Here is a 24,659-nt window from a genome sequence, read left to right on the forward strand (position 1 = left end):
CTAAAAAAGATTGAGATTTATCCACATTCAATAAACTGAGAAAATAATAGAGTTTTATGACCTTATCACCTGTAGATTACCAATCGACATTAACTGCGGTTGATTTTGATCCATTTGCAGATGGAGAATTACTTCTAACCGCCCCCGCTACAGAATCACAAAAAGAAATTTGGGCTTCTGTGCAAATGGGCGATGCTGCTAATTGTGCTTATAATGAGTCTCAATCTCTGCGACTAAAAGGCGAACTTGATGTTAAACTTTTCCAATCTGCGGTAGAAAAGTTAGTACAACGTCATGAAGCACTACGGACAACTTTTAGTACCGATGGCAATACACTCTGCATTGTTGCTTCTCGGCAAATTGAAATTCCTATTATTGAATTGTCTAACCTAGAACCACAGGAAAAACAGGAAAAATTAGCTAGTATCTTGCGACAAGAGGTAGAGCAACCTTTTGATTTAGAACATGGTCCTCTATTTCGGGCAAAAATTGTCAAATTGCAGCCGCAGGAGCATCTAGCTATTTTGACAGCCCATCATATTATTTGTGATGGTTGGTCTTGGGCTGTGCTGATACCAGATTTGGGTAAATTTTATTCTGGCTTGCAACAGGGTATTGTTCCTGAATTAGAAGAACCAGACTACTTAAGTGAATATGCGATTTTGCAGGAAGAAGAGGCGGATAGTCCAGAAGCGATCGCCACAGAACAATACTGGTTACAACAATTCGCTGACTCTGTACCTGTACTCGATTTCCCCTGCGATCGCCCCCGTCCTCCACTCAGAACCTTTAACGCCGCCCGCGAAGATTGGCATTTAAATTCCGAATTAGTTACTAACCTGAAACAACTAGGAACAAAACTCGGTTGTAGCTTTATGACTACGATTCTGGGAGGATTCGAGGTCTGGCTGCACCGTCTGACAGGACAAAACGACTTAGTTGTAGGTATTCCAGCCGCCGGACAAGCTGCTTTAGGGCAATATAATCTTGTAGGTCACTGTGTAAATTTACTACCATTGCGTAGCCAGATTAATGGGGAAAAATCGTTCAGTGACTACTTGCAAACGCGGCGATCGGCTGTCTTAGATGCTTATGACCATCAACAATTTACCTTTGGTAGTCTGGTCAAAAAATTAGTATTGCCACGGGATTCTAGCCGCATTCCCTTAGTACCAATTATATTTAATGTCGATCAAGCCTTAGACAGCGATCGGCTTCCGTTTATTGATTTAGAGGTAGAATTTTTCTCCAATCCTCGCGCATTCGAGAATTTTGAACTGTTTATCAATGCTACAGAATCGCATGGTGAACTTATTCTGGAATGCCAGTACAACACTAACTTATTTGACGCTGATACTATCCGCCGCCGGATGGCAGAGTTTGAAACTTTGTTATTTGGTATAGTTGCTAACCCTAATCAAATTATTGCTAAATTGCCAATTTTGCCAGCAGTTGAGCAACAGTTATTAGCAAGATGGAACAATACTCAAACAGCTTATCCCCAAGATATCTGCATTCACCAACTGTTTGAAACTCAAGTGGAGAAGACTCCAGATGCGATCGCTGTAGTTTTTGAAAATGAACAAATTAGCTACCGCGAACTGAATCAGCAAGCCAATCAGCTAGCCCATTACCTCCAAAGCTTAGGAGTCGGGCCAGAAGTTCTGGTTGGTCTGTGTGTCGAGCGCAGCTTGGAAATGGTTATAGGAGTTTTAGGCATTCTCAAAGCCGGGGGAGCTTATGTACCGTTAGATTATGCTTATCCTCAAGAACGTTTAGCTTTCATGCTGCAAGATGCTCAGGTGTCAGTGCTACTAACGCAGGAGAAGCTAAAATCGGGACTACCCAACCATCAGGCAAAGATTGTTTGCCTTGATAGCAATTGGCAATCCATAAATAATTCCGGGTTAGATAACCCAACACATAACGTCACTGCCAATAACTTAGCCTACGTCATCTATACATCTGGCTCCACAGGTCAACCGAAAGGCGTTCAAATTCAACATCAGAGTGCTGTTAATCTCTTGAATGCGATCGCAAAAGAACCCGGTTTAACTGCTGAAGATACTCTCCTCTCTGTTACTAGCCTATCTTTTGATATTGCCGTTTCAGAAATTTTTCTACCTCTGTCTGTAGGTGCGAAGTTAGTATTGGTGAGTCGTGAAGTTGCGGCTGATGGTACTCAACTGTTAAAAACCCTAACCACCTCCGGCGCAACCTTTATGCAACCGACGCCAGTTACTTGGCGGCTATTACTGGCAGCCGGATGGCAAGGTAGTCCTCAATTGAAGATGATTTCCACAGGTGAAGCCTTACCTAGAGACCTCGCAAATCAATTATTACCAAAAGGAGCTTGTCTGTGGAACCTCTACGGGCCCACAGAAACAACGATTTGGTCAACAGGCTATAAGGTGACAACGGCAAATAAAGCAATAAACATTGGTTGCCCTCTAGCTAATACGCAAATCTACATTTTAGACTCCCATTTACAACCCGTTCCCATTGGTATATCAGGTGAGTTGTATATTGGTGGCGAAGGACTAGCAAGGGGATATCTGAATCGTCCCGAACTGACTGCTGAAAGATTTATTTCTAATCCCTTCAGCCCAAACCCGGAATCGCGTTTATACAAAACTGGAGATTTGGCTCGCTATTTACTAGATGGGCATATTGAATACTTGGGTCGTATCGACTATCAGGTAAAATTACGTGGTTTCCGCATAGAATTGGGTGAAATTGAAACCGCACTCTTGCAACATCCAGAAGTAAAAGAAGCCGTTGTCATTGTTCGAGAAGACACTCCTAATGAGACTAGTCTAGTCGGTTATATTGTTGCCGAAACTGGTCAAGATAGCTTGCAAGTGATTTCACAGTTGCGTCGATTCTTGAAACAACAGCTTCCTGACTTTATGGTGCCAACGATCTTTATGGCACTAGAAGCTATGCCGTTAACCCCCAATGGCAAAGTCGATCGCAAGGCATTGCCAAAACCAGATGCTTCCCGCCCAGAACTGGAGGCAAATTATGTAGCGCCTCGCACTTCCATTGAGCAGCAGATTGCAGATATCTGGACGCAGGTTTTAAATGTCAAGCGAGTCGGGATTTACGACAACTTTTTTGAATTGGGTGGATATTCTCTACTAGGAATTCAAGTGATTTCTCGAATGCGCCAAGCTTTGCAAGCAGAAATTCTGATGTCGAATTTATTTGAATTACCAACAGTAGCAGATTTGGCTGAACGAGTGGAAACTCTGCGTTGGGCAACCCAAGGTGTTCAAGCTGCTGAGAGTGAAACGGCTGATGATTACGAGGAAGGTGAGCTATGAAAACATTAGATGAACTACTATCTGAGCTACGTCAGCGCGATGTTAAACTTTGGCTAGAAGGCGATCGCTTACGTTATCGGGCGGCAAAAGATAGTCTCACACCAGAATTGCTGACGGAGTTAAAAACTCAAAAAGCCGAAATCATCAACTTTCTCCGACAAATTACTACAGCCGCCAGTTCACAGATTCCCCCAATTGTCGCTTGTGAACGGAATGGCAACTTGCCGCTTTCCTTTGGTCAGCAACGGATATGGTTCCTGCATCAGTTTGAGCCTGATAGTTCCTCAAATAATATGCCGGTTGTGGTGCGTTTTACGGGGAATCTCAATGTTGCTGTCTTAGAGGAAAGTTTAAGAGAAGTCGTCCGTCGCCATGAAGTTCTGCGGACAACTTTTCCAGCAGTGAATGGAAAACCCACTCAAGTCATTGCCACCGATGTTTCCTTGACATTGCCAATAATTGACTTGCGGCAAGTACCTGATGAACAACGAGAGGCAGAAGCTCACCTACTGGCAACAAAAGAAGCTCATCAACCCTTTGATTTAGCTAATGGGCCGATTTTGCGGGTGTTATTGCTGCGATTGAGCGATCGCGAACATCTGCTAATCTGGAATATGCACTGCATAGTTTGTGATGGTGCTTCGTCCGATCTGTTCTATCAAGACCTCACTACCATCTATAAAGCATTATCAGCAGGTCAAGTTTCTCCTTTAACTCCCTTACCAGTACAGTATGCTGATTTTACCAATTGGCAATATCAATGGCTCCAAGGAGAAGTTTTAGAGTCACAGGTAAACTACTGGAAGCAAAAGCTAGAAGGCAATTTACCGATCATTGAGTTACCTTACGATCGCCCCCGTCCTCAAGGAGTGCAAACCTATCGAGGCGATCGCGGGGCCCTGCTGCTATCAAAGACGCTGAACCATGCCCTAACAGACTTGAGTCAAAAATGGGGTGTCACCCTGTTCATGACTCTACTGGCAGCATTTGAGCTATTGCTCTACCGTTATTCTGGACAAGAAGACTTACTAATTAGCTTTGCAAGTGCAGGTCGAGGACAAGTTGAAACCGAGGGGCTGATTGGATTTTTTTCTAATACTCTTGTACTGCGGAGTAATTTTGCAGGAAACCCAACTTTCCGAGAATTATTAGACCGCGTGCGTAAGGATTGCTTAGAAGCTTACACCCATCAAGACCTACCCTTTGAGAAGCTAATTGAAGAACTTAGACCAGAACAGCGAAGTCGCAATAGCTCGCCCCTGTTGCAGGTAAAATTCTCCCTCAATCCTCCTTGGTCGAATGGTCGTGGTATGGCATCAGTGCAACTACCTGATTTGACTATCACTTCTTTATTTGGCTACATCTATCATGGCAAGACCAAATACGATCTGACATTGGTCTTGCGGGAACAGGATAATGGTCTAGGTATGGTATTTGATTACAATGCCGAGATGTTTGATGCCAGTACCATAGAGCGGATGTTGGGACACTTCAAAACTTTACTTGAAGGTATTGTTGCTAATCCCGATCGCCCGATCGCTGAATTACCCCTGTTGACAGCACCGGAACAACATCAATTGTTAGTTGAGTGGAATAGCAAACAAGCTGATTATCCCCAGGATACTTGTATCCATCAGTGGTTTGAAACTCAAACTAAAGCAACTCCAAATAAGATTGCAGTCAGGTTTGAAAATCAGCAACTAACTTATCAAGAACTTAACCAACGGGCAAATCAACTAGCCTACTATTTGCAAACTTTAGGGGTAGAATCGGGGGTACTCATCGGTCTTTATCTAGAGCCTTCCCTAGAGATGATTGTCGGGCTGTTGGGTATTTTAAAAGTCGGTGGAACTTACGTACCGATCGCTCCGACATCTGGGCAAGATAGTCTGGCTGTGATTTTAGAAGATGCCCAAATATCTTTGGTGTTAACCCAAAGCTCATTAGTTGACAAACTCTCTGAGCATCAAGCACAAGCTATCTGTTTGGATAGTGAGTGGGAAGTTATTGCCGTACACGTGACTGAAAATCCAGAAAGTTATGGCACATATCGGACTCTCGCCTGTGTAATGTATGTGTCCGGCTCCAATGGAAAACCAAACGGTATAGCTATTACCCACCATAATCTTGTCAGCCACAGCTTGGCAATAAGTGAAACTTGGGAGTTGACCCAGAGCGATCGCCTATTACTTATACCTAGTATCAGCTGCGATACTTTTATTGAATCACTTTTCCCCTGTTGGATTACTGGTGCTACCGCAATTCTCCAGCCTCAAAAGCTACAAAACTCGACAGCACAATTTTTCCTATTCATTGCTCAACAACAGATTACTGTTGTCAATTTACCTACTTCTTTTTGGTATGAGTTAGTTAAAGAGCCATCTCTATCTCCCCAAACCTTGCCAGCTAGCTTGCGCTTAGTGATGGTTGGTGGTGAAAAAGTTTCACGCCATGCTTATCTAACTTGGGTAGAAAAAGTTGGCAAGCAAGTACGCTGGCTGAATGCTTATGGCTCGCTAGAAACAACCTTAACCGCCACAGTTTACGATCCTAAGACTGCCACTGAAGCCAGTAACACTCGGTCAGAAATTCCCATAGGAAAAGCGATCGCCAATACCCAAGTCTACATTCTTGATGGGCGATCGCAACTCCTCCCTATTGGTGTAACTGGTGAAATTTACATCAGCGGTATCGGTGTTACCCAAGGCCACTTTAATCGTCCCGAATTAACATCTGCGAAATTTATCCCCAATCCCTTTAGCAGCGAATCTGGGGCATACCTTTACAGAACTGGTGATTTAGGACGCTACTTAAATGACGGCAACATTGAGCTTTTAGACCGCTTAGACAATCAGGTAAAAATTCGCGGCTTTCGCATTGAGTTGGCTGAAATTGAAACAATTTTAGAGCAATATCCAGGCGTACAAAAAACTGTGGTGATTGCCAAAGAAGATGTTCCTGGGGATAAAAGTTTAGTTGCTTATATTGTTCCCAAACAAGGAGAAACTTTTGGGAGTGAGCAACTGCTGAGTTTTCTCCAGCAAAAGCTGCCTAAATATTTGTTGCCTTCTGCCTTTTTCATAGTCGATTCTCTGCCATTGAATGCTAATGGTCAAGTCGATCGCAAAGCTTTATCTGCACTGAATCCAACTAATTCTAAAACAGAAAAAATATTTGCCACAGCAGAAGATCCATTACAACTTCAGTTAACTAAAATTTGGGAAGACCTTTTAGGTATGCATCCCATTGGCATAAAAGACAACTTTTTTGATTTAGGTGGAAACTCACTACTTGCAGTACACTTGTTTTCTCAGATTGAAAAAACATTTGAACTAAACCTGCCCTTAGCTATTCTCTTGCAATATTCAACTATTGAGCAATTAACTAATTTTATTCGCCAGCAAGGGTTTTTCCCAGAAAGCCATAATAAAGTTAAAAGTAGTACTACTCCCAACTCAGGAAAATCGATACCTTGGTCATCACTAGTACCAATGCAGCCCAACGGTTCTAAGCCACCTCTATTTTGTATCCATGCAATTGGTTTAAGTGTCCTCTACTATCGAGATTTATCACTTCATTTAGGTGAAAATCAGCCATTTTATGCACTACAAGCACGAGGATTAAGTGGAAAAGAAGCTCCCTTTACCAAGCTTGCAGAAATGGCGGCTCATTACATCAAAGAGATACAAACTATTCAACCTGAAGGCCCTTATTTTTTGGGTGGCTCTTCTTTTGGCGGATTAGTAGCTTGGGAAATGGCTCAACAACTAGTCAAACAAGGTCAAAAAGTAGCTCTGTTAGCTTTATTTGATACTACTGGCCCAAATTACATTAAACAAGCGCCATTAGAAAAGCGAGTTTCTCAGCATTGGGACAACCTGACAAAACTTGGAACTAATTACGTGCTTGAGCAAATCAGGAACAAAAGTTCTTGGCTGAAGTATAAATTTCAAGAAAAGTTCCGAAAATTGATCTTTAAGTTTTCCTTAAGAATCTGGCGGACTGTACCTTATAACTACCGTAAATTAACAATCGAAGAGGCCAATAAACAGGCAGCCAGAGAATACGTTCTAAAAGCTTATCCAGGTCGAGTTACTGTATTCCGAGCAGAAGAGCGCAATGCATTAGAAAAACGGGAGGTTGACCCCAAAATGGGTTGGAGTGAAATGGTATTAGGAGATTTGGATATTCAAAATGTCCCAGGAAACCACGACTCTATTTTTAGAGAACCCCATGCTCGAACTCTAGCTGAAAAAATGAGGGCTTGTATAGATCGAGCTATTGTAGACATCTAAATTTACAGAAATAGTTATAGCTTTCAACCTCATCTCGCTTGCGGGATGGGGTTGTTTTATTTGTGGGTAATAACTTTAACTATACATGTATAAATTTGATGCCATTAAAGCCCTTGTATCAGTTAGAAGCTGGAAAATACGTAGTATATATACTGAGGCTTGAATAAAAATCAGACAATAAGCTATATAGTACATTCTTCACTTTGCTAGAAAAGAAGATTACTTTTACAAACTATTTTGCAATCTCAAGGAAAATATGACACAGAAAATCCTGAATTTTGTAGAAGTTCAAAAAGATAATACAAATGGTGTCGATGGACTTGCTGGTGCTAAATCCCTCACAGTCAGCCCCGATGGCAAATTCCTCTATGCATCTGGATATGATGACTCGGCTGTAGCGGTATTTAAGCGAGATACAACCACAGGCGCGCTGAGTTTTGTAGAATTTCAAAAAGATGATACAAATGGTGTCGATGGGCTTGCTGGTGCTGAATCCCTCACTGTCAGCCCTGATGGAAAATTCCTCTATGCATCTGGATATAGTGACTCGGCTGTAGCGGTATTTAAGCGAGATACAACCACAGGCGCACTGAGTTTTGTAGAATTTCAAAAAGATGATACAAATGGTGTCGATGGGCTTGCTGGTGCTAAATCCCTCATCGTCAGCCCCGATGGCAAATTCCTCTATGCTGCTGGATATGATGACTCGGCTGTAGCTGTGTTTGAGCGGGATACAACCACAGGCGCACTGAGTTTTGTAGAAGTTCAACAAGATGATACAAATGGTGTTGATGGGCTTGCTGGTGCTGAATCTCTCACAGTCAGCCCCGATGGAAAATACCTCTATGCTGCTGGATATGATGACTCGGCTGTAGCTGTGTTTGAGCGGGATACAACCACAGGCGCACTGAGTTTTGTGGAAGTTCAAAAAGATGATACAAATGGTGTCGATGGACTTGCTGGTGCTAAATCCCTCATAGTCAGCCCCGATGGCAAATTCCTCTATGCTGCTGGATATGATGACTCGGCTGTAGCTGTGTTTGAGCGGGATACAACCACAGGCAAACTAAGTTTTGTGGAAGTTCAAAAAGATGGTATCAGTAGTGTCGATGGGCTTGGTGGTGTCTCTTCCATTACTGTCAGTTCCGATGGAAAATACCTCTATGCTGCTGGATATGATGACTCAGCTGTAGCTGTGTTTGAGCGGGATACAACCACAGGCAAACTAAGTTTTGTAGAAGTTCAAAAAGATGATACAGATGGTGTTGATGGACTTGGTGGTGCGGTTTCTGTAACTCTCAGCTCCGATGGCAAATACCTTTATACTGCTGGATCTGATGACTCTGCTGTGGCGGTGTTTAGTGCCTCTTTGAATCATGCGCCAGAGGTGACAAATGAAATTCTTGACCAAGAAACCACCGAAGATAGTGTCTTCAACTTCACCCTTCCAGTTGAAACCTTTAGCGATGCAGATGTTGAAGATACCCTGACTTACACTGCAACTCTAGAAAATGATGACCTACTGCCTACTTGGTTGAAGTTCGATCCTGCTACCCTTACCTTCAGTGGGACTCCCACAAAAAAGGATGTAGGTAATCTAAACATCAAAGTCACTGCTACAGATATTGCTGGAGAGCAAGCTAGTGATACATTTACGCTTGGGGTTGCCGATAAAAATACTCCTACTACTCTTTTCACATTAATTACAGGCGATATCTTTAGTGTCAAGACTAAGCTGAAGACTAAAGGCAATAAAGCAAAAATCTCCATCAAAATTAAAACCAGCACTGTTAAAGAGGTGAATGAGCTGTGTGTATTTAATGTTGATGATGATGAAGGTAAGATTGATGGCATAGCTCCTGGTGCAGAAGGCTATACACAAGCTGCTCTTCTACGCTCCAAGGTGATTTTCTTCTCCCTTGCTAATATGCCCAAGGGTTTCAAGCATGACGATGTGAATAACGTCTTAGAATTTGACTCTGATACCAAACTCCGATTCTATAGCGTATCCAACAGTACTACTCAGGCTGTACTGTCTGGAAAAGCATCTTTTTCAAGTGTGGTTTTTTCCTCAGCCACAAATACCAACACAGCAGAGGAAGGCTTTTCTCTTAACTTCCAAGATTTCGCTGTAACGGTTCAGGCAACAAATCAAGAAATATCTTTGGGTACAAATTTGCAAGGCAAAAAGGAAGGCGAACTGATTGATTTACGGGGTGTAGGAAAACCGGTAAAGGCTGACTTTAAAGTTTATAGAGAAGCTGCATTGAACAACTTTGTCGGTTTTTATCGGGTGGCTGATGAAAATGGTGGCATTGACACCAATAGCGATGGTAAAGCAGATATTCTCGTTGGACAAGCAGGTTATGCCGAAGCCGCTGTGCGTGGGCGTGTTACAGGCGTTGACTTGACGGTGAGCAATCAAGGTTCGGCAACATCTACCAGCACTTTCGGAACTGATTCGTTATTTGCACCCTTTATTATTATCAATGGTAAAGCGGATAAGTTTCTCGATAATAATGCCAATAACGATCCAAAGATTTACTTCACATTTTTGGGTGCTAACTCAGATAAGCTAGATCACATTCGACTGTTGGGAAATAACACCTTTGGTTTTGAGGATTTAGCCAATGGTGGTGATAAAGATTACAACGATATGATTGTGCAGATCAATTTGAATGTCAATCTTGCCTAGATCGAAGGCGAGTAATTACTTATAAAAATAATACAACCTCATCCCGGTTGCGGGGTGAGGTTGTTTTCTGCATGGCGATTATATGGACTCATATATGTATAAATGCGATCGCCAATAAAACCTTTGCATCAGTCTTGAACCTGTGCATCAGCGTGTTACAGGTATTTTTTGACGGTGAATAACCAAGGGACAGTTAATTACACCGCGACTTTCAAAGCTGATTCTCTGTTTGCGCCATTTATTATTATTGATGGTATGGTAATACCGGTCCGAAGGTTTAGCCAGTATATTTACTGAAGTTTACTATTAGCTTTTTATATTTATATTAGAATTCCGATTTAACTTTTGAAAACATCCTGAGACTGAAAAGCCCATTCGATCGGGATTTTATCTAAAATCTTGTCCATAAATCAAATATGATTCTTATATCAGTTTAATAATTGACTCCTTGGCTATGCCAAAAAAATCCTGCTTCTACGTGATTTCCAGGATATAGCACGCAACGGCTGCAACGAAAAAACTATTAATTAATAAGAGTAATTATGTCAGACACCATCCCGATCGCGATCGCTACCCAATCAACTCAAGACTTGTATGAGCAAATACCTGCTACTCACCTAGTTTTCATAGACCCACAGGTTGAGAACTACCAAAGTCTAGTAGCAGGTGTATTGCCGAATACCTCTGTTGTAGTCTTAGATCCTGACCAGAATGGCATTGAACAAATTAGCCAAGTGCTGGCAACTCATCGGGAAATCAATACTCTACACATTGTTTCTCACGGCGCACCAGGGCAAGTCTACCTGGGAAACAGTCAACTCAGCTACGAAACCCTCAACCATTATGCTTGGCAACTCATGGACTGGGCAAATGTTTTGAGTACAGATGCACAACTACTATTGTATGGTTGCGAAGTTGGGCAAACAGAGCAAGGTAAAGCATTTGTACAACGTCTGAGTGAATTCACAGGTGCAGTAGTAGCGGCGTCTGATAACTTAACGGGGAGTACTGCATTAGGTGGTGACTGGGAACTGGAAGTTTCTACGGGCGCAATTGTTCCTACTCTGGCATTTCAGCCAGAAGTAATGGCAGTTTACGCTTCAGTACTAACTGCTCCAGTCTTGTCCAAAGCGATCGTAGACCAAAAAGCCACCCCAGGTATTCTCTTCAGCTTCACTGTACCAGATGACATTTTCACCGATCCAGATGTCGGAGATAGCCTCACCTACACTGCAACTCTGGACAACGATACGCCTTTGCCGACAGGGTTGAAGTTCAATGCTACTACCAAGACTTTCAGTGGTACTCCTGAGAATACGGACGTAGGTAGTCTAAACATCAAAGTTACCGCTAAGGATGTTGGTGGAGAAACAACTAGTGATGTGTTTAAACTTACTGTTGATACTCCTCCAGTCTTGTCCAAGGCGATCGCAGACCAACAAGCCACTCAAGGTGTTCTCTTCAGCTTCACTGTACCAGATGACACTTTCACTGACCCAGATGTCGGAAATACCCTTACCTACACTGCAACTCTGCCCGACGATACGCCTTTACCGACAGGGTTGAAGTTCGATGCTGCTACCAGGACTTTCAGTGGCACTCCTGAAAATGAAGACGTAGGTAGTATAAACATCAAAGTTACCGCTCAAGATTTTGCAGGAGAGCAAGCCAGTGATGTGTTTAAAATCACGATTAATAATGTCAACGATCCTCCTGTCTTGGTAAAAGAAATTGCAGACCAAGAAGTCACCGAAGACACACTCTTTAACTTCACCGTCCCAGATGACACCTTTAGCGATGTGGATGTTGGAGACATCCTCACCTACACTGCAACCCTGGAAAATGATGAGCTACTACCCACTTGGTTGAACTTCAATCCTACTACCTTTACCTTCAGTGGTACTCCTGAGAATGAGGATGTAGGTAGTTTGAATATCAAAGTCACAGCTAAGGATATTGCTGGAGAGGAAACCAGTGATGTGTTTCAACTTACGGTTGCTGACAATACTCCTCTAGTCACAATTACAGGCGATATCTTTAGTGTCAAGACTAAGCTGAACAATGAAGGTGATAAAGCAAAACTCTCAGTCAAGATTAAAAACAACACCTCTAAAGAGGTGAATGAACTAAATGTATTTACTGTTGACGATGAAGAAGGTAGGATTAACGGCATAGCCCCTGGTGCAGAAGGCTATACACAAGCGGCTCTTTTGCGTTCAAAGGTGGTTTTCTCCACTCTTGCCAATTTGCCTAATGGTTTTAATCCCGCCGACCTGAAAAACATATTAGAATTCAACTCTGATACCAGACTCAGATTTTATCTGGTATCCAACAGTACTACTCAAGCTGTACTGTCTGGAAAAACCCCCTCCTCAAGTGTGCTTTTTTCTTCAGGTACAAATAACAACATAGAAAATCAAGGGTTTTCTCTTAATTTTCAGAATTTGGTTGTGGATATTCAGCCAACCAATCAAGAGGTATCTTTAGGTACTGGTGTGCAAGGTGAATATCAAGGCGAACTGATTGATTTACGGAGTGTGACACAATCGGTAACAGCTGAGTTTCAAGTCAACAGAGAGGCATCTTACAATAACTTTGTCGGCTTTTATCGGGTGGCTGATGAAAATGGTGGTATTGACACCAATGGCGATGGCACGGCAGATATTCTCGTTGGTCAGGCTGGCTACGCCGAAGCTGCTGTGCGTGGGCGTGTTGCAGGCATTGACTTGACGGTAAGCAACCAAGGCACTACAAATTCCACTGGCACTTTTGATCCGAATTCTTTGTTTGCACCATTTATTATTGTGGATGGCAGACCTGATGCGATTCTTAATGGCAATGGCAATAAGAATGTTTACTTCACATTTTTGGGTGCTAATTCAGATAAGGTAGATCACATTCGACTATTGGGAAATAACACCTTTGGTTTTGAGGATTTACCAAATGGTGGTGATAAAGATTACAACGATGTAATTGTGCAGGTCAATTTGAGTGCCAATCTTGGCTAGTATCAAAGGCGAGTAAGCTGTTACGCGAAAAGAAAAGCACATCAACTGGTGAAGGTTGTCCTAAGTCAATTGTCCAAAGTCCAGTTGGTAAACACAAATGACTAATACTTCGGCTTACCTCGGCTCCGCTACCTCGACTTCGCTCGGCACAAGTCGGTACGAGTCGCTCAGTACAAGTGACTAATGACTAATGACGGTCTTAACGGAGTTTGTGCAATATGTAGGCGCATTAGCTTAATTACTTAGGAAAATTCAACAACCTCATCCCGGTTACAGTATGAGGTTGTTTTATGCATGGTGATTAAATGGACTTGCTATTAATTAAACTAGTAAATTTACTGAAGGCAGTTATTGTCTTTCCTTCATAAATTTAATAGTTGACTCCTTTAAGGGGACAAAAAATCTTTATTTTACCAGTTAATTTTTATTAAATTAAGCTAGCAAAAAAGTGATGGAGAATTCTTTCATAATTAAGTATAGGCGATGTTTAACGAGGAAAGCTCCTGTTTTTCGCTATTAATGATATTGTCAATCCCTGTATTCAAGAATTTGTCAAAAATAATTTAGAAATTTAAAGTTTTTTTTATTACATAATTCTTAATTAGGGTATTTACTTAGAAAAGCATCTGTGATATTTTCATGTTGACTATCATAAACTAAAATATGCAGCGCTAAATTTAACAACCACGTTTATGTGTTTTGGTTTGATGATAAGTATCCATCTTGCATAATTGCAATACTAAATATTGATTTTAATTTTGTATAAATTATGTAGCGTTAACCAAGTGATAACTTGTCTTCGATCTATTTATAGTATGCTTCCTTTTGAAAAACACATAACAATCGTCACCGTGTGATATAAATACAGGTCTGCAATTAGACGAACTTATCCTCTGTGCTTTTACACATTTAAACACCTGAATCCCACAGAAGTATTGTTACTGCTGGCATAAAACCAAACACTGCTACTGTTAGTACAAGAGATACCCCCTAATATTTTCAACTTAACTCCTCACTTTAACTTGTTTTATATGACTTATATTAAGAACACTTTTCCCGAATTTCTCACCGCCCTAGAGGGGTTTGAGCAGTTGCCAGATGGAGCGATCGCTAATCTATCAGAACAACTGCAAGCCTGGCGCTATCGCATAGGCCAGAAAATCATCGGTAAAGAAAGTCTCCCGGAACGCATCACGATCATTTATGAGGGACAAGTGCGCTTGTTGGGATACGACCCTCAGACGCAATTGCCAATTACCCTAAAATTACTACAACCTGGGGAAATTATTGGTGAAATTGGTTTGTTGCGCGATCTCCCCTGTGAAACAGCGATCGCTTCCACCGAAGTAGTATGTTTAACCTTGAGTGCATCAGCATATTTTAGCTTTCTGGCTTCATACCCAGCTTTTGCCGAAGCTCGCAAGAACCGCAGTTATTTGGTAGAAGTTTTCGATATTCTCGCTTCCTATTGGCAAAAGCAAGCGATCGCTACTTTAAATCTCAGAGAACTGACAGAAAAAGCCTTACCACAGGCGAAAATACATTATCTCCCTTCCGGCAAAACTCCCTTCCACCAACTGGATAGCAAAAGCGTTTGGTTTGTGAGTGGCGGTGGTACAGTCACGAATTTTTCACCTGGCGATCGCCTAGAACCAGACGATGACAGAGACAAAATTCAGGTCATCGGTCAAAACCCCGCACGCTTGCTTGGTATACATCCGTCAGATTTGATCTTAGAAACTAGTCATGAGATAGAACTTGCGGTAACTGAAACCAAAGTAGATAGAGATAGCGCTGACGACTTAGATATTATTCCCTACGCATCAGACGAAATAGTTCCACAGCCAGTCCCCCAAAACTCGAAGAATCCGTCAAAACAAAAATATCCATTTTTTGGCGGTAAAGGAGAACTAAATTCAGCCTTCGCCTGCTTCCAAATGATCGCGAAGCATTTAGAAATGCCGTTTCGTCGCGAGGTGGTTCGCCGGATCTTAACTGAGCAAATCAAACGTCAGGGGACTATATCGTTTCAAGTTACTGCTTACCTAGCAGAGTTAATTGGACTGAAGGCGCAGTTGATAGAGTTACCAGTCGCTTCAGTAACGCGCATTCCGACACCTGCGCTTATTCACTACGGTGATAATTTTGCCGTTTTATATGAAGTAAATGCAAATATTGCGGTTGTAGGTGTTCCATCCAAAGGAATTGTGCGCTGCAAAGTAGCTCAATTGGTTGAACAATTAGATGTCGATCCAACTGACTTTCCGCCCAAAGTTAGGGTATTACTGCTGACTACGACCAACCAAACACCTCAAGAACGCTTTAGTTTACGGTGGTTTCTGCCCTATTTGTCAAAGCACCGTCGAGTTCTGATAGAGGTCTTTATCGCTTCCTTTTTCGTGCAGTTGGCAGCTTTGGCAAATCCTCTAGTCGTTCAATTAATTATCGACAAAGTTATCACTCAAAATAGTATTGGCACACTACATATTTTGGGGATTTTGTTATTAGTAGTCGGACTATTTGAAGCAGTGTTGACTACTTTACGAACCTACTTATTTGTCGATACCACGAACCGGATCGATATGGGTTTAGGGTCGCAAATCATTGACCACTTACTACGCCTACCACTGCGCTATTTTGAACGCCGCCCGGTGGGTGAACTTTCCACTCGCATAAACGAACTAGAAAATATCCGCCAATTCTTGACTGGTACTGCTTTAACAGTCGGATTAGACGCTTTGTTTTCGCTGGTCTATATCGGTGTGATGCTGATTTACAGTTGGCAACTCACGTTAGTCGGCTTAAGCACAATTCCAATATTTGTGATTATCACCTTAGTTGCTTCTCCCACCATTAGCAGACAGTTACGTGCCAAAGCCGAACGCAACGCCGAAACTCAATCTTATTTAGTGGAGGTAATGTCAGGCATTCAAACAGTAAAAGCGCAAAATATCGAATTGCGATCGCGCTTTTCCTGGCAAGAGCGTTACGCCCGATTTGTCGCCGCTGGTTTTAAAACAGTTGTGACTTCTACCCTCGCTAACTCTACTAGCAACTTTCTCAACAAACTCAGCAGTTTACTAGTTTTGTGGGTAGGAGCTTATTTAGTACTGCAACAACAATTAACTTTAGGCGAATTAATTGCTTTTAGGATTATATCGGGTTATGTCACCAGCCCAATATTACGTTTAGCTCAACTTTGGCAAAGCTTCCAAGAAACTGCCTTGTCTTTAGAGCGTTTGAGCGATATTGTCGATACTCCACAAGAAGCAGAAACAGACCGCTACAATATACCTTTACCTTCAATCAAGGGAGCAGTGAAATATGAAAATGTTTCCTTCCGGTTTGGTACAAGTGGCCCTTTACAACTTTCTAATGTCAACCTGGAATTTGCGCCAGGTAAATTTATCGGCATTGTCGGGCAAAGTGGGTCTGGTAAAAGTACGATGATGAAATTACTGCTGAGACTTTACGAAACTGAGTCCGGCAGAATTTTGATTGATGGTTATGATATTGCCAAAGTAGAACTTTATTCGTTGCGACGACAAATTGGTGTAGTTCCCCAAGAGACATTATTGTTTGACGGCAGCGTTCAAGAAAATATTGCCCTAACCAATCCCGATGCCACAACCGAAGAAATTATCGAAGCGGCTCAGGTTGCGTGCGCCCACGAGTTTATTATGAACTTACCAAACGGTTACAACACGCGGGTGGGAGAACGGGGTTCTGCACTTTCCGGTGGACAACGACAAAGAATTGCGATCGCTCGTTCAGTTTTACAACGACCAAAATTATTAGTTTTAGACGAAGCAACTAGCGCATTAGACTATCCCACAGAACGGCAAATATGTCTCAATTTAGCCAAAGCATTCAAGGGCGATACAGTATTTTTTATTACCCACCGATTGAATACCGTCAGTAATGCAGATATGATTGTTGTGATGGATAACAGCAGGGTTATAGAACAAGGTAGCCATCAAGAATTAATGGCTACTAAGGGTCATTATTATTACCTGTATCAGCAACAAGACGTAAACTTGTAATTAGTCATTCTTGAGGGCAAAGGTTTTTGGCATCGGCAAACATTGCCCAACCCACAAAAAATTCAAAATCGTTCGACTGAACGCTCACGACAAGTCCAAAACCCAAAATCGTTATGACTCAACTTAATGGGAATCACCTCAACGGCAATCACAAAAACGGCAATCACAAAAATGGAGTGAAGCACGATTCACAGGTACTGACAAAACAACAAAAAGCTGCTCAAGAGTCTTTAACTAACTTAAACAATCTGGAATTTGAGCAGTCTATTGTCTTGCGCCAATCTCCAATTTGGTCGCGTACAATCATGATTACACTAGTGGGGCTAGCCTGCTTTGGTATTGGTTGGACTTATTTTGCCAAAATTGAACAAGTAGTGCCAGCAACCGGGCAATTAAAACCCCAAGGAACAGTCAAAGAAGTTCAAGCTCCTGTGAGTGGAGTAGTGAAAACAGTTAATGTAAAAGATGGACAAGAAGTGAAGCCAGGTGATTTACTGCTAACTTTTGATTCCATAGCCTCTGTTGCCGAATTAAATTCTTTGAATAAAATTCGCCTTGCATTAATGAAAGAAAACCAGATTTATCGCCGATTGATGAATGCAAGTACTGCCAATGGATCTGAACTGTTATATTTGCGTAGTAACTTGCCACAAGAAACTGCTTTTCTGTTGAAAAGTCGGGCAGCATTAGTAGCAGAAAATGAATTATTCCGCACTCAATTAAAAAATTCTGGTCAAGATTCTGGAGTCGGAATTGATGAACAACAACTTCTACGAGTTGCCAAACAAGAATTAGACTCTCGGTCTTCCGCAGCCCGATTAGAAGTCGAAAAAACCAAAAAACAACTGGTTCAAAATCAAATTAAGCTGGAAGATAGTAAATCAAGTTTAGCTATTCAAGAGGGGATTTTAAATAAGCTGAAGATATTAGCAGAAGAAGGTGGTATTTCTCAACTTCAGTATCTCAACCAGCAACAAGAAGTTCAAAACCGCACGGCAGAAGTAGCGCAACTAGGTGAAGAACTGAAACGTCTCCAATTTGATATAGAAAAAGGACAACAAGAGTTAAGCAATACGGTCGCTGTTTCTGATAAAAACATTTTGGATAAGATAGCTGATAACAAACAGCGAATTGCCGAAATCGATAGCCAATTCATGAAAGTTGTGCTGGAAAATGAGCAGCGTTTGGCAGATGTCAATAGTAAAATATCTCAATCACAGTTAAACGTTAAATATCAAGAACTCCGCGCACCTGTAGCTGGAACAGTTTTCGATTTGCAAGCAAAAAATCCTGGATTTGTCGCAACTCCAACTACAAAATTGTTGCAAATTGTCCCCAAAGAAAACTATATTGCTGAAGTTTTCATCACTAACAAAGATATTGGATTTGTGCGAAAAGGTATGAAAGTAGATGTCAGAATTGACTCCTTTCCTTACAGCGAGTTTGGCGATATTAAAGGAAAAGTGAATGAGATAGGTTCAGACGCATTACCGCCAGACCAAACCCATCAGTTTTACAGATTTCCGGCAAAAGTCTCATTAGATAGACAATCCCTAGTGATTAAGGGCAAAAAAGTTAACTTGCAATCAGGTATGTCCATCAGTGCCAATATAAAAGTGCGCGAAGAACGAACTGTGCTGAGTTTATTCACGGAGTTGTTTACCAAGCAAGTTGATGCTCTTAAACAGGTACGATGAAAAGAATTGAGTTAAAAAACCGCAGTGACTTCACAAGAAGAGTTGCTGCTTCACTAAGTACATTAGTACTGAGTACTTTTTTCTCTCTCAGCACTCAACACTCTTGATGATGGTTAATTTTCAACGCATCGAACCTGCTTCTGGACAAGAATCAGTTTGGGATTACCCTCGTCCTCCTCTTTTGGAGGACACAACCAAACATATCCAAATAGTCTTTAACGGAGTAGTAATTGTAGATACTCACAGCGCCAAACGTGTTTTAGAAACTAGTCATCCTCCTTCTTACTACATTCCCCCAGGGGATATCAAAATGGAATATCTACAGATGACTCCGCAATCTAGCTTTTGTGAGTGGAAAGGAAGTGCTGGTTACTACACAATCCAAGTTGGTGATAAACAAGTCCATAATGCTGCCTGGTTCTACCCAAAACCCACATCAGCCTTTGAATCTATCAAGGACTATGTAGCTTTTTATGCTCATTTAATGGATAAATGCTACGTTAATGGCGAAGAAGTGCAACCACAACCAGGTAACTTCTACGGCGGTTGGATAACCAGTGATATTGTTGGGCCATTTAAAGGCGCTCCTGGTACTTGGGGGTGGTGAGTCAAACCCTGCGGTGAATTCAAAATTCAAAACTTGTACTGAGCGTAGCAGAAGTATTCAAAATTCAAAATTGAAGACCCCACGGATAAATCTAAGGGCTTGAATTAATGTTGTTGCTTTGCATTTTTTATTTTCCATAAATAAATTCAGGAGCTTGTATCCTTTTTTCTTTGGTCAATGTAGTAGCGCGATATGCTTAAAATGTTGGGTTTCAAAAACTTACGAAAACCAAAATTCAATAATTAACAGAATTACTCAACCCAATAAATTAAGCTTGCTGTGCTACTACTACTAAATAAACCAAGTTTTATGAAATATAAAAAATCCGGTTTCTGGGATTACTGAATTGAGGTTATGGCTATCTAGCAGGTTTTCTTTCAAACATCAAATACGTACCTCCTAGCCCTTCTACAATTGTGCGTGTATTGGCAATCATCATTTTCTGATAAGTGTCCGCTTCGCTTCCTGGTTCACCAAGTCCCTCAGCATATAGCTTTCTGTCAGAAACGTTCACTTCAGCTTCTTTGGCTACAGATTGAATCAAATTAGGATTAATTTCCGCCTCAGCAAAAATTGTTGAGACTTTAGCCCGTTTAATGTTTGTAGCCAAATTTTTGACTCGTTCGGTTGTCAGATTTTCATTAGTACTAATACTTTGCAATCCTCCTGTCAATGAAATACGGTATGCTTTGGCGTAATAACTCAGTGCGTCAGAGGTTGTAACTAACTTACGTTCTTTGGTAGGAATACTGGCAATTCTTGACTTAATCCAGCTATCTAATTGAGTGAGTTCATTGGTAATTTTTTTAGTATTACTGCTATAAGCCTCTGCATCACTAGATTGTAATTTTCTCAAATTACTATTAATTACCTCCACCATTCTGATAGCATTTTTGGTATTGTGCCAAACATGAGGATCGGTTATATTCTTACCATCTACCTGAAATTTTTGTGGCTTAGGTACTGCCAGTTGAGCAACGGCTATTTTTGGTGTAGGGTTTTTAGTTGCTTTAATTAACTTAATCAGATTTGGTTCAAAATTGTAACCATTATAAAGAATAAGATTAGCTTGCTCAATGGCTTTACGATCTTCCGGTTTTGGTTTATAAAATTGGGGGTCGGCAGAAGGGGAAATTAAGCAGGTGAGGTTAACTGTATTGCCAGCAACCTGCCTGGTTAAGTCACACAGTACGCTTGTAGTCGCTACAACTTGGGGAAGATTCTCATTTACCTGGGTGTTAGTCTGAGTGAATGTAGTGCTTACAGCTTGATTTCTACATCCAACAAATCCAATTGTCAAGCCAGCAAGAATAACTGAGAAGAAATTATTCAATGGTGATTTTTTTGACATCCTTAACTCCTACTGGATGTATAAAAAAAGATAATCATTGTTGGTAAAGTATTAGAAAAATACCAGGGAAAAGTCTTCAGCAAAGAAGAGATTAAGGGCTGAGGGAGAAGGCTTCGGTAAAGAAAGGGGTAAAGGTTAAGGGAAGAGGAATTAAGAGACTTTCTCCTCTATCACTTATCTGTTTCCCAAGTCCACACCCAGCAATTTTGGGGAAAGCGAACTACTAGTGAGGTTTTTACAGGCAAAATATTAGTTAACTGCACACGACAGACTGGAAAACTGGTAGAGGTAGAAGCACAATAATAAAAGCAATGCTGGGGAGTCTCCAAGGAGTATAGTGTAGTTCTCTCACCATCTGTTGAAGGGTCTATACGATTGTGCTTACATCCCACAAAGCTCGCAAATTGACTAGGATTAGCAGGTTAAGGAGTGGGAGGTAGCAATGATGGGGCTTATGGAGCATACGGGTTGATTTCGCAAACCGAGTCGTGAATCTAAAGAAATTGTAGCTGTGGTTTTGCAAGGTGTGGATATATCATTGTTACAAAATTGGCAAATTGGCGATTTTTTAGCCATCAGCCTTTGTTACACTAATTTTTACCTAGTAAAGCCTTTCAATATCGCTTAGAGCATTATCTAACTACTTTTTATTGCCAGAATCCAGGATGTACTTTGTGCCATAAATTTTATCCTTTAGTTTCTTCATCATTAAATAAGAGCCAAATCAAGTATATAGAACAATTCCTCAAAGCTAATATTGGTCAAGATAAATAATGGTAATTTTAGTTGTCATAATTAACACCCTGATTTCACTGATACTAATTTATGTGGCTTGGCGGGTGTGGCAACTTAAGCAGCAGCTAGCATATATAGCAGATAGGTTAACCGTCTATGAAAGTTGTACCAATGCAGCCCTGAATAAAGCACCCGAAAATATTTATCTCAGCCAACAGAATATTTATAACTTACGGCAGAGAAATCAAGCGCTACAAATGCAAATTCAACAAGTGCGGCAAATTATCAATTTACTTTTGCTAGGGCGGCAAATCTGGCAGCGTTATTTTCTGAAGCTAGAGTTAATATCTCGGAAAAGAACAGTTGCAAAATGAGTTATGTCAGGTTCACATGAACATTAGACTTCTTGGCATTTGTCGGGTAAAGGGTAAGGGTTAAAGGGAAAAGGGATAAAATTAACATTCCCCTTTAACATGCACCCATTTCCCAACCTCTTGCAAAAGGCACAAATGCCAAGAGGTCTATATTAAGGCTGACGGGGAACACACAGAAAGATCCGTAGTAAGATCCCATAAGGTGCATTGGCTTCTAGCGTAGGCATAGCCCGCACTTCTACAAAGCTCAGTGACCGCCGCAGGCATCACTTCCTCTTTCCATACCCTCAAAGCTTGTTATTAAGAGCGTTCCTTCAGTAGAAGGGTACGGAATACCCAAGACATAACACAAAAAGATGCCCATCAGAGGTATCAAAACTTTGAGAAATACGGGGAGTTTTGAATTACAAGTAATTAATGCTTTTAGTATTAATGAATAAAAGCAACATTTCTGGCTGATATTTTGTCACCATAGATTAACTGAATAAAATCGGTTGAGTCTTACAAGGAGAGAAAACCCACCTAAAATGGGTGTAAGGAGAGAAACAATAATATGTCTAATAACCGTTCTGGAGTATTTTTTGGCGGTTTGATGCTGGGAGCTACAATCGGTGCTTTGACCGGTTTACTCGTGGCTCCACGCACAGGGCGCGAAACGCGTAAAATTTTGAAAAAATCTGCTAATGCTATCCCAGAATTGGCAGAAGATTTATCAATGAGTGTGCAAATTCAGGCAGATCGTCTCTCTGCTAGCGCACTACGAAATTGGGATGAGACTTTAGATCGATTACGGGAAGCGATCGCAGCAGGTGTAGATGCCAGCCAGCGAGAAAGCCAAGTCTTGAAGCGACAAACATCTGTTAAAGACTCAGATTCGCTTCCACAGCAATTAGAACGCTCATAAATGACATAACCGTGATTGAACCCCTGTTTTGGTTGGGACTTTCCTTACTTTTAGTCGCCACAAGCTTGACTGCGGTTTTAGTGGCGGCGATACCGGCTTTGCAGGAGTTAGCACGCGCGGCTCGCAGTGCAGAAAAGCTATTTGATACTCTCTCGCGGGAGTTACCACCGACTTTAGAAGCTATCCGTGTGACTGGTTTGGAAATCACTGACTTAACTGATGATGTCAGTGAGGGCGTAAAAAGTGCTAGTCAGGTTGTGAAACAAGTCGATCAAAGCCTTGATAGTGCAAGAATTCAGGCTCAAAATCTGCAAGTAAGTACGCGCAGCATCTTTGTGGGCGCGAAAGCTGCTTGGAGAAACTTCACGCGCCAAAAACCCGCAAGGCGGACGAGCGATCGCACCCCAAGCAATGAAAAACCACCACTAACGTTGCGAGAACGAGAAGTGTTGAGGCAAGAAAATCGTCGAATCAAAGCAGAAGTGTACCGCGTTAATGACGGTTATAACGATGCCACTAGCTGGGAAACCAATTTCGATGATGAAGATTGAATTAGGGCATTGGGGAGGCAGTGCGGTCTTCTCCCAAGGGGAGACGCCAAGGGCGATAGCGTAGCGTTAGCGAGTCCGCGAGCGTCTGGGGTCTCCCCAAGTGGAGCAACTGCCGTCATTGGGCATACCCAATACTCAAAAACCTTTTGCTTTGATCCCCTAGATTAGAGTAAAGTAAACAAGTGTAAAGAACATATCATTTTTCTAGTACTCTTTTAAAACAACTTGTTCGCTTTTACCGTTAATATTTGTATAAAAACGTCCATGCAATCTTGTTTTTGGCGACGAATTCTAGTATCTATTGCAATATTTTTCCTGGCTGGGTCAATTTGGGTGATGCATTCTCCCCCAGCACTGGCTTATGACAATCCTGAGTTACTTCCTGACACCTTTACCCCAGTTGTAGATTTAGCTAAATCTCTGCCTGTACTGCAAGAAGAAAAGCTTGTTAAAGATTTAGAGCAGTTTGAAGCCGACACAGGCTGGAAATTGCGAGTCTTAACCCAGTATGACCGCACCCCAGGTCGCGCAGTTATCAAATATTGGGGTTTGGATGACAAAAGCATTCTACTCGTTGCCGATTCTCGTGGCGGTAACATCCTCAGTTTTAGCGTCGGCGATGCTGTTTATAAACTTTTACCCCGGACTTTTTGGATAGAACTGCAAACTCGCTTCGGTAATTTGTATTTTGTCCGCGAACAAGGTGAAGATCAAGCGATTCTACAAGCTTTAGAATCGGTTAAAGGCTGTTTGCTCAAAGGGGGTTGTAATGTTGTCCCCGGACTACCACGAGAGCAGTGGATTCTCACCTTGATTACCTCAGTTATTGGTGGGGTGATTTGTGGATTTGCAGCTCAACCCCGCCAAAAAGGACAAGTTTTTGCTTGGCAATGGGCTTTAATTTTCTCACCTTTGTGGGGAATCTTGTTTATTGCCTTCGGCATTGGGCCAGTTGTGACACGTACAAGCGACTGGTTGCCTTTAGTTCGCAATATCTCTGGGTTTCTCATTGGCGTCTTGGTTGCCTACCTATCTCCTATTTTCAATCGGTCTTCTAGTAATGAGTTATGAGT

11 protein-coding genes and 1 pseudogene are annotated in these 24,659 nt (G+C 41.7%); 11 read left to right on the forward strand and 1 reads right to left on the reverse strand.

From position 1 onward, the window contains the following. Nucleotides 1–56: 56 nt before the first annotated feature. From NSTC731_RS03200 to NSTC731_RS03230, 7 genes and pseudogenes are all read left to right on the forward strand, one after another. A pseudogene (locus NSTC731_RS03200) lies at nucleotides 57–3,323 on the forward strand (non-ribosomal peptide synthetase); the annotation flags it as partial. Further along, nucleotides 3,323–7,621, forward strand: a complete 4,299-nt coding sequence (locus tag NSTC731_RS03205) for an amino acid adenylation domain-containing protein (protein WP_445629597.1) — start codon at nucleotides 3,323–3,325, stop codon at nucleotides 7,619–7,621. The pseudogene NSTC731_RS03200 and the gene NSTC731_RS03205, both read left to right, overlap by 1 nt. Before the next feature lie 256 nt (nucleotides 7,622–7,877). Next, the gene (locus NSTC731_RS03210; RefSeq protein ID WP_445629598.1) at nucleotides 7,878–10,316 is read left to right on the forward strand and encodes a beta-propeller fold lactonase family protein; all 2,439 of its coding nucleotides are present in this window, start codon (nucleotides 7,878–7,880) and stop codon (nucleotides 10,314–10,316) included. A 542-nt stretch (nucleotides 10,317–10,858) separates the two neighbouring features. Further along, complete coding sequence (locus NSTC731_RS03215; RefSeq protein WP_445629599.1) at nucleotides 10,859–13,324, forward strand: putative Ig domain-containing protein; 2,466 nt, start codon at nucleotides 10,859–10,861, stop codon at nucleotides 13,322–13,324. A gap of 1,031 nt (nucleotides 13,325–14,355) precedes the next feature. Beyond that, complete coding sequence (locus tag NSTC731_RS03220; protein WP_445629600.1) at nucleotides 14,356–17,367, forward strand: peptidase domain-containing ABC transporter; 3,012 nt, start codon at nucleotides 14,356–14,358, stop codon at nucleotides 17,365–17,367. A gap of 113 nt (nucleotides 17,368–17,480) precedes the next feature. Then, entirely contained in the window at nucleotides 17,481–19,064 is a 1,584-nt protein-coding gene (locus NSTC731_RS03225) for an HlyD family efflux transporter periplasmic adaptor subunit (RefSeq protein ID WP_445629601.1), read from the forward strand. Between the two features lie 109 nt (nucleotides 19,065–19,173). Next, the gene (locus tag NSTC731_RS03230; protein ID WP_445632265.1) at nucleotides 19,174–19,671 is read left to right on the forward strand and encodes a DUF427 domain-containing protein; all 498 of its coding nucleotides are present in this window, start codon (nucleotides 19,174–19,176) and stop codon (nucleotides 19,669–19,671) included. A 358-nt stretch (nucleotides 19,672–20,029) separates the two neighbouring features. Here NSTC731_RS03230 and NSTC731_RS03235 read toward each other — a convergent pair whose 3' ends face one another. Continuing rightward, nucleotides 20,030–21,022, reverse strand: a complete 993-nt coding sequence (locus NSTC731_RS03235) for a metal ABC transporter solute-binding protein, Zn/Mn family (RefSeq protein WP_445629602.1) — start codon at nucleotides 21,020–21,022, stop codon at nucleotides 20,030–20,032. Nucleotides 21,023–21,795: 773 nt separating this feature from the next. Between NSTC731_RS03235 and NSTC731_RS03240 the strand changes: the two genes are divergently transcribed. The 4 genes from NSTC731_RS03240 to NSTC731_RS03255 all read left to right on the forward strand — a co-directional run bounded on the left by NSTC731_RS03240 (nucleotide 21,796) and on the right by NSTC731_RS03255 (nucleotide 24,657). Next, complete coding sequence (locus NSTC731_RS03240) at nucleotides 21,796–22,131, forward strand: hypothetical protein (RefSeq protein WP_445629603.1); 336 nt, start codon at nucleotides 21,796–21,798, stop codon at nucleotides 22,129–22,131. Nucleotides 22,132–22,684: 553 nt separating this feature from the next. Beyond that, nucleotides 22,685–23,035, forward strand: a complete 351-nt coding sequence (locus NSTC731_RS03245; protein WP_445629604.1) for a YtxH domain-containing protein — start codon at nucleotides 22,685–22,687, stop codon at nucleotides 23,033–23,035. Between the two features lie 11 nt (nucleotides 23,036–23,046). Beyond that, entirely contained in the window at nucleotides 23,047–23,586 is a 540-nt protein-coding gene (locus NSTC731_RS03250) for a DUF948 domain-containing protein (RefSeq protein ID WP_445629605.1), read from the forward strand. 264 nt (nucleotides 23,587–23,850) lie between these two features. Then, a complete protein-coding gene (locus NSTC731_RS03255) occupies nucleotides 23,851–24,657 on the forward strand; it encodes a TPM domain-containing protein (RefSeq protein WP_445629606.1) in 807 nt (268 codons plus the stop codon). The last annotated feature ends 2 nt before the right edge of the window (nucleotides 24,658–24,659 follow it).

This window comes from Nostoc sp. DSM 114167 (genome assembly GCF_052692655.1).

Coding starts and splice junctions, on each gene's coding strand:
- NSTC731_RS03205 (WP_445629597.1), top strand. CDS start 3,323: ATGAAAACATTAGATGAACTACTATCTGAGCTACGTCAGCGCGATGTT.
- NSTC731_RS03210 (WP_445629598.1), top strand. CDS start 7,878: ATGACACAGAAAATCCTGAATTTTGTAGAAGTTCAAAAAGATAATACA.
- NSTC731_RS03215 (WP_445629599.1), top strand. CDS start 10,859: ATGTCAGACACCATCCCGATCGCGATCGCTACCCAATCAACTCAAGAC.
- NSTC731_RS03220 (WP_445629600.1), top strand. CDS start 14,356: ATGACTTATATTAAGAACACTTTTCCCGAATTTCTCACCGCCCTAGAG.
- NSTC731_RS03225 (WP_445629601.1), top strand. CDS start 17,481: ATGACTCAACTTAATGGGAATCACCTCAACGGCAATCACAAAAACGGC.
- NSTC731_RS03230 (WP_445632265.1), top strand. CDS start 19,174: ATGGTTAATTTTCAACGCATCGAACCTGCTTCTGGACAAGAATCAGTT.
- NSTC731_RS03235 (WP_445629602.1), bottom strand. CDS start 21,022: ATGTCAAAAAAATCACCATTGAATAATTTCTTCTCAGTTATTCTTGCT.
- NSTC731_RS03240 (WP_445629603.1), top strand. CDS start 21,796: ATGGTAATTTTAGTTGTCATAATTAACACCCTGATTTCACTGATACTA.
- NSTC731_RS03245 (WP_445629604.1), top strand. CDS start 22,685: ATGTCTAATAACCGTTCTGGAGTATTTTTTGGCGGTTTGATGCTGGGA.
- NSTC731_RS03255 (WP_445629606.1), top strand. CDS start 23,851: ATGCAATCTTGTTTTTGGCGACGAATTCTAGTATCTATTGCAATATTT.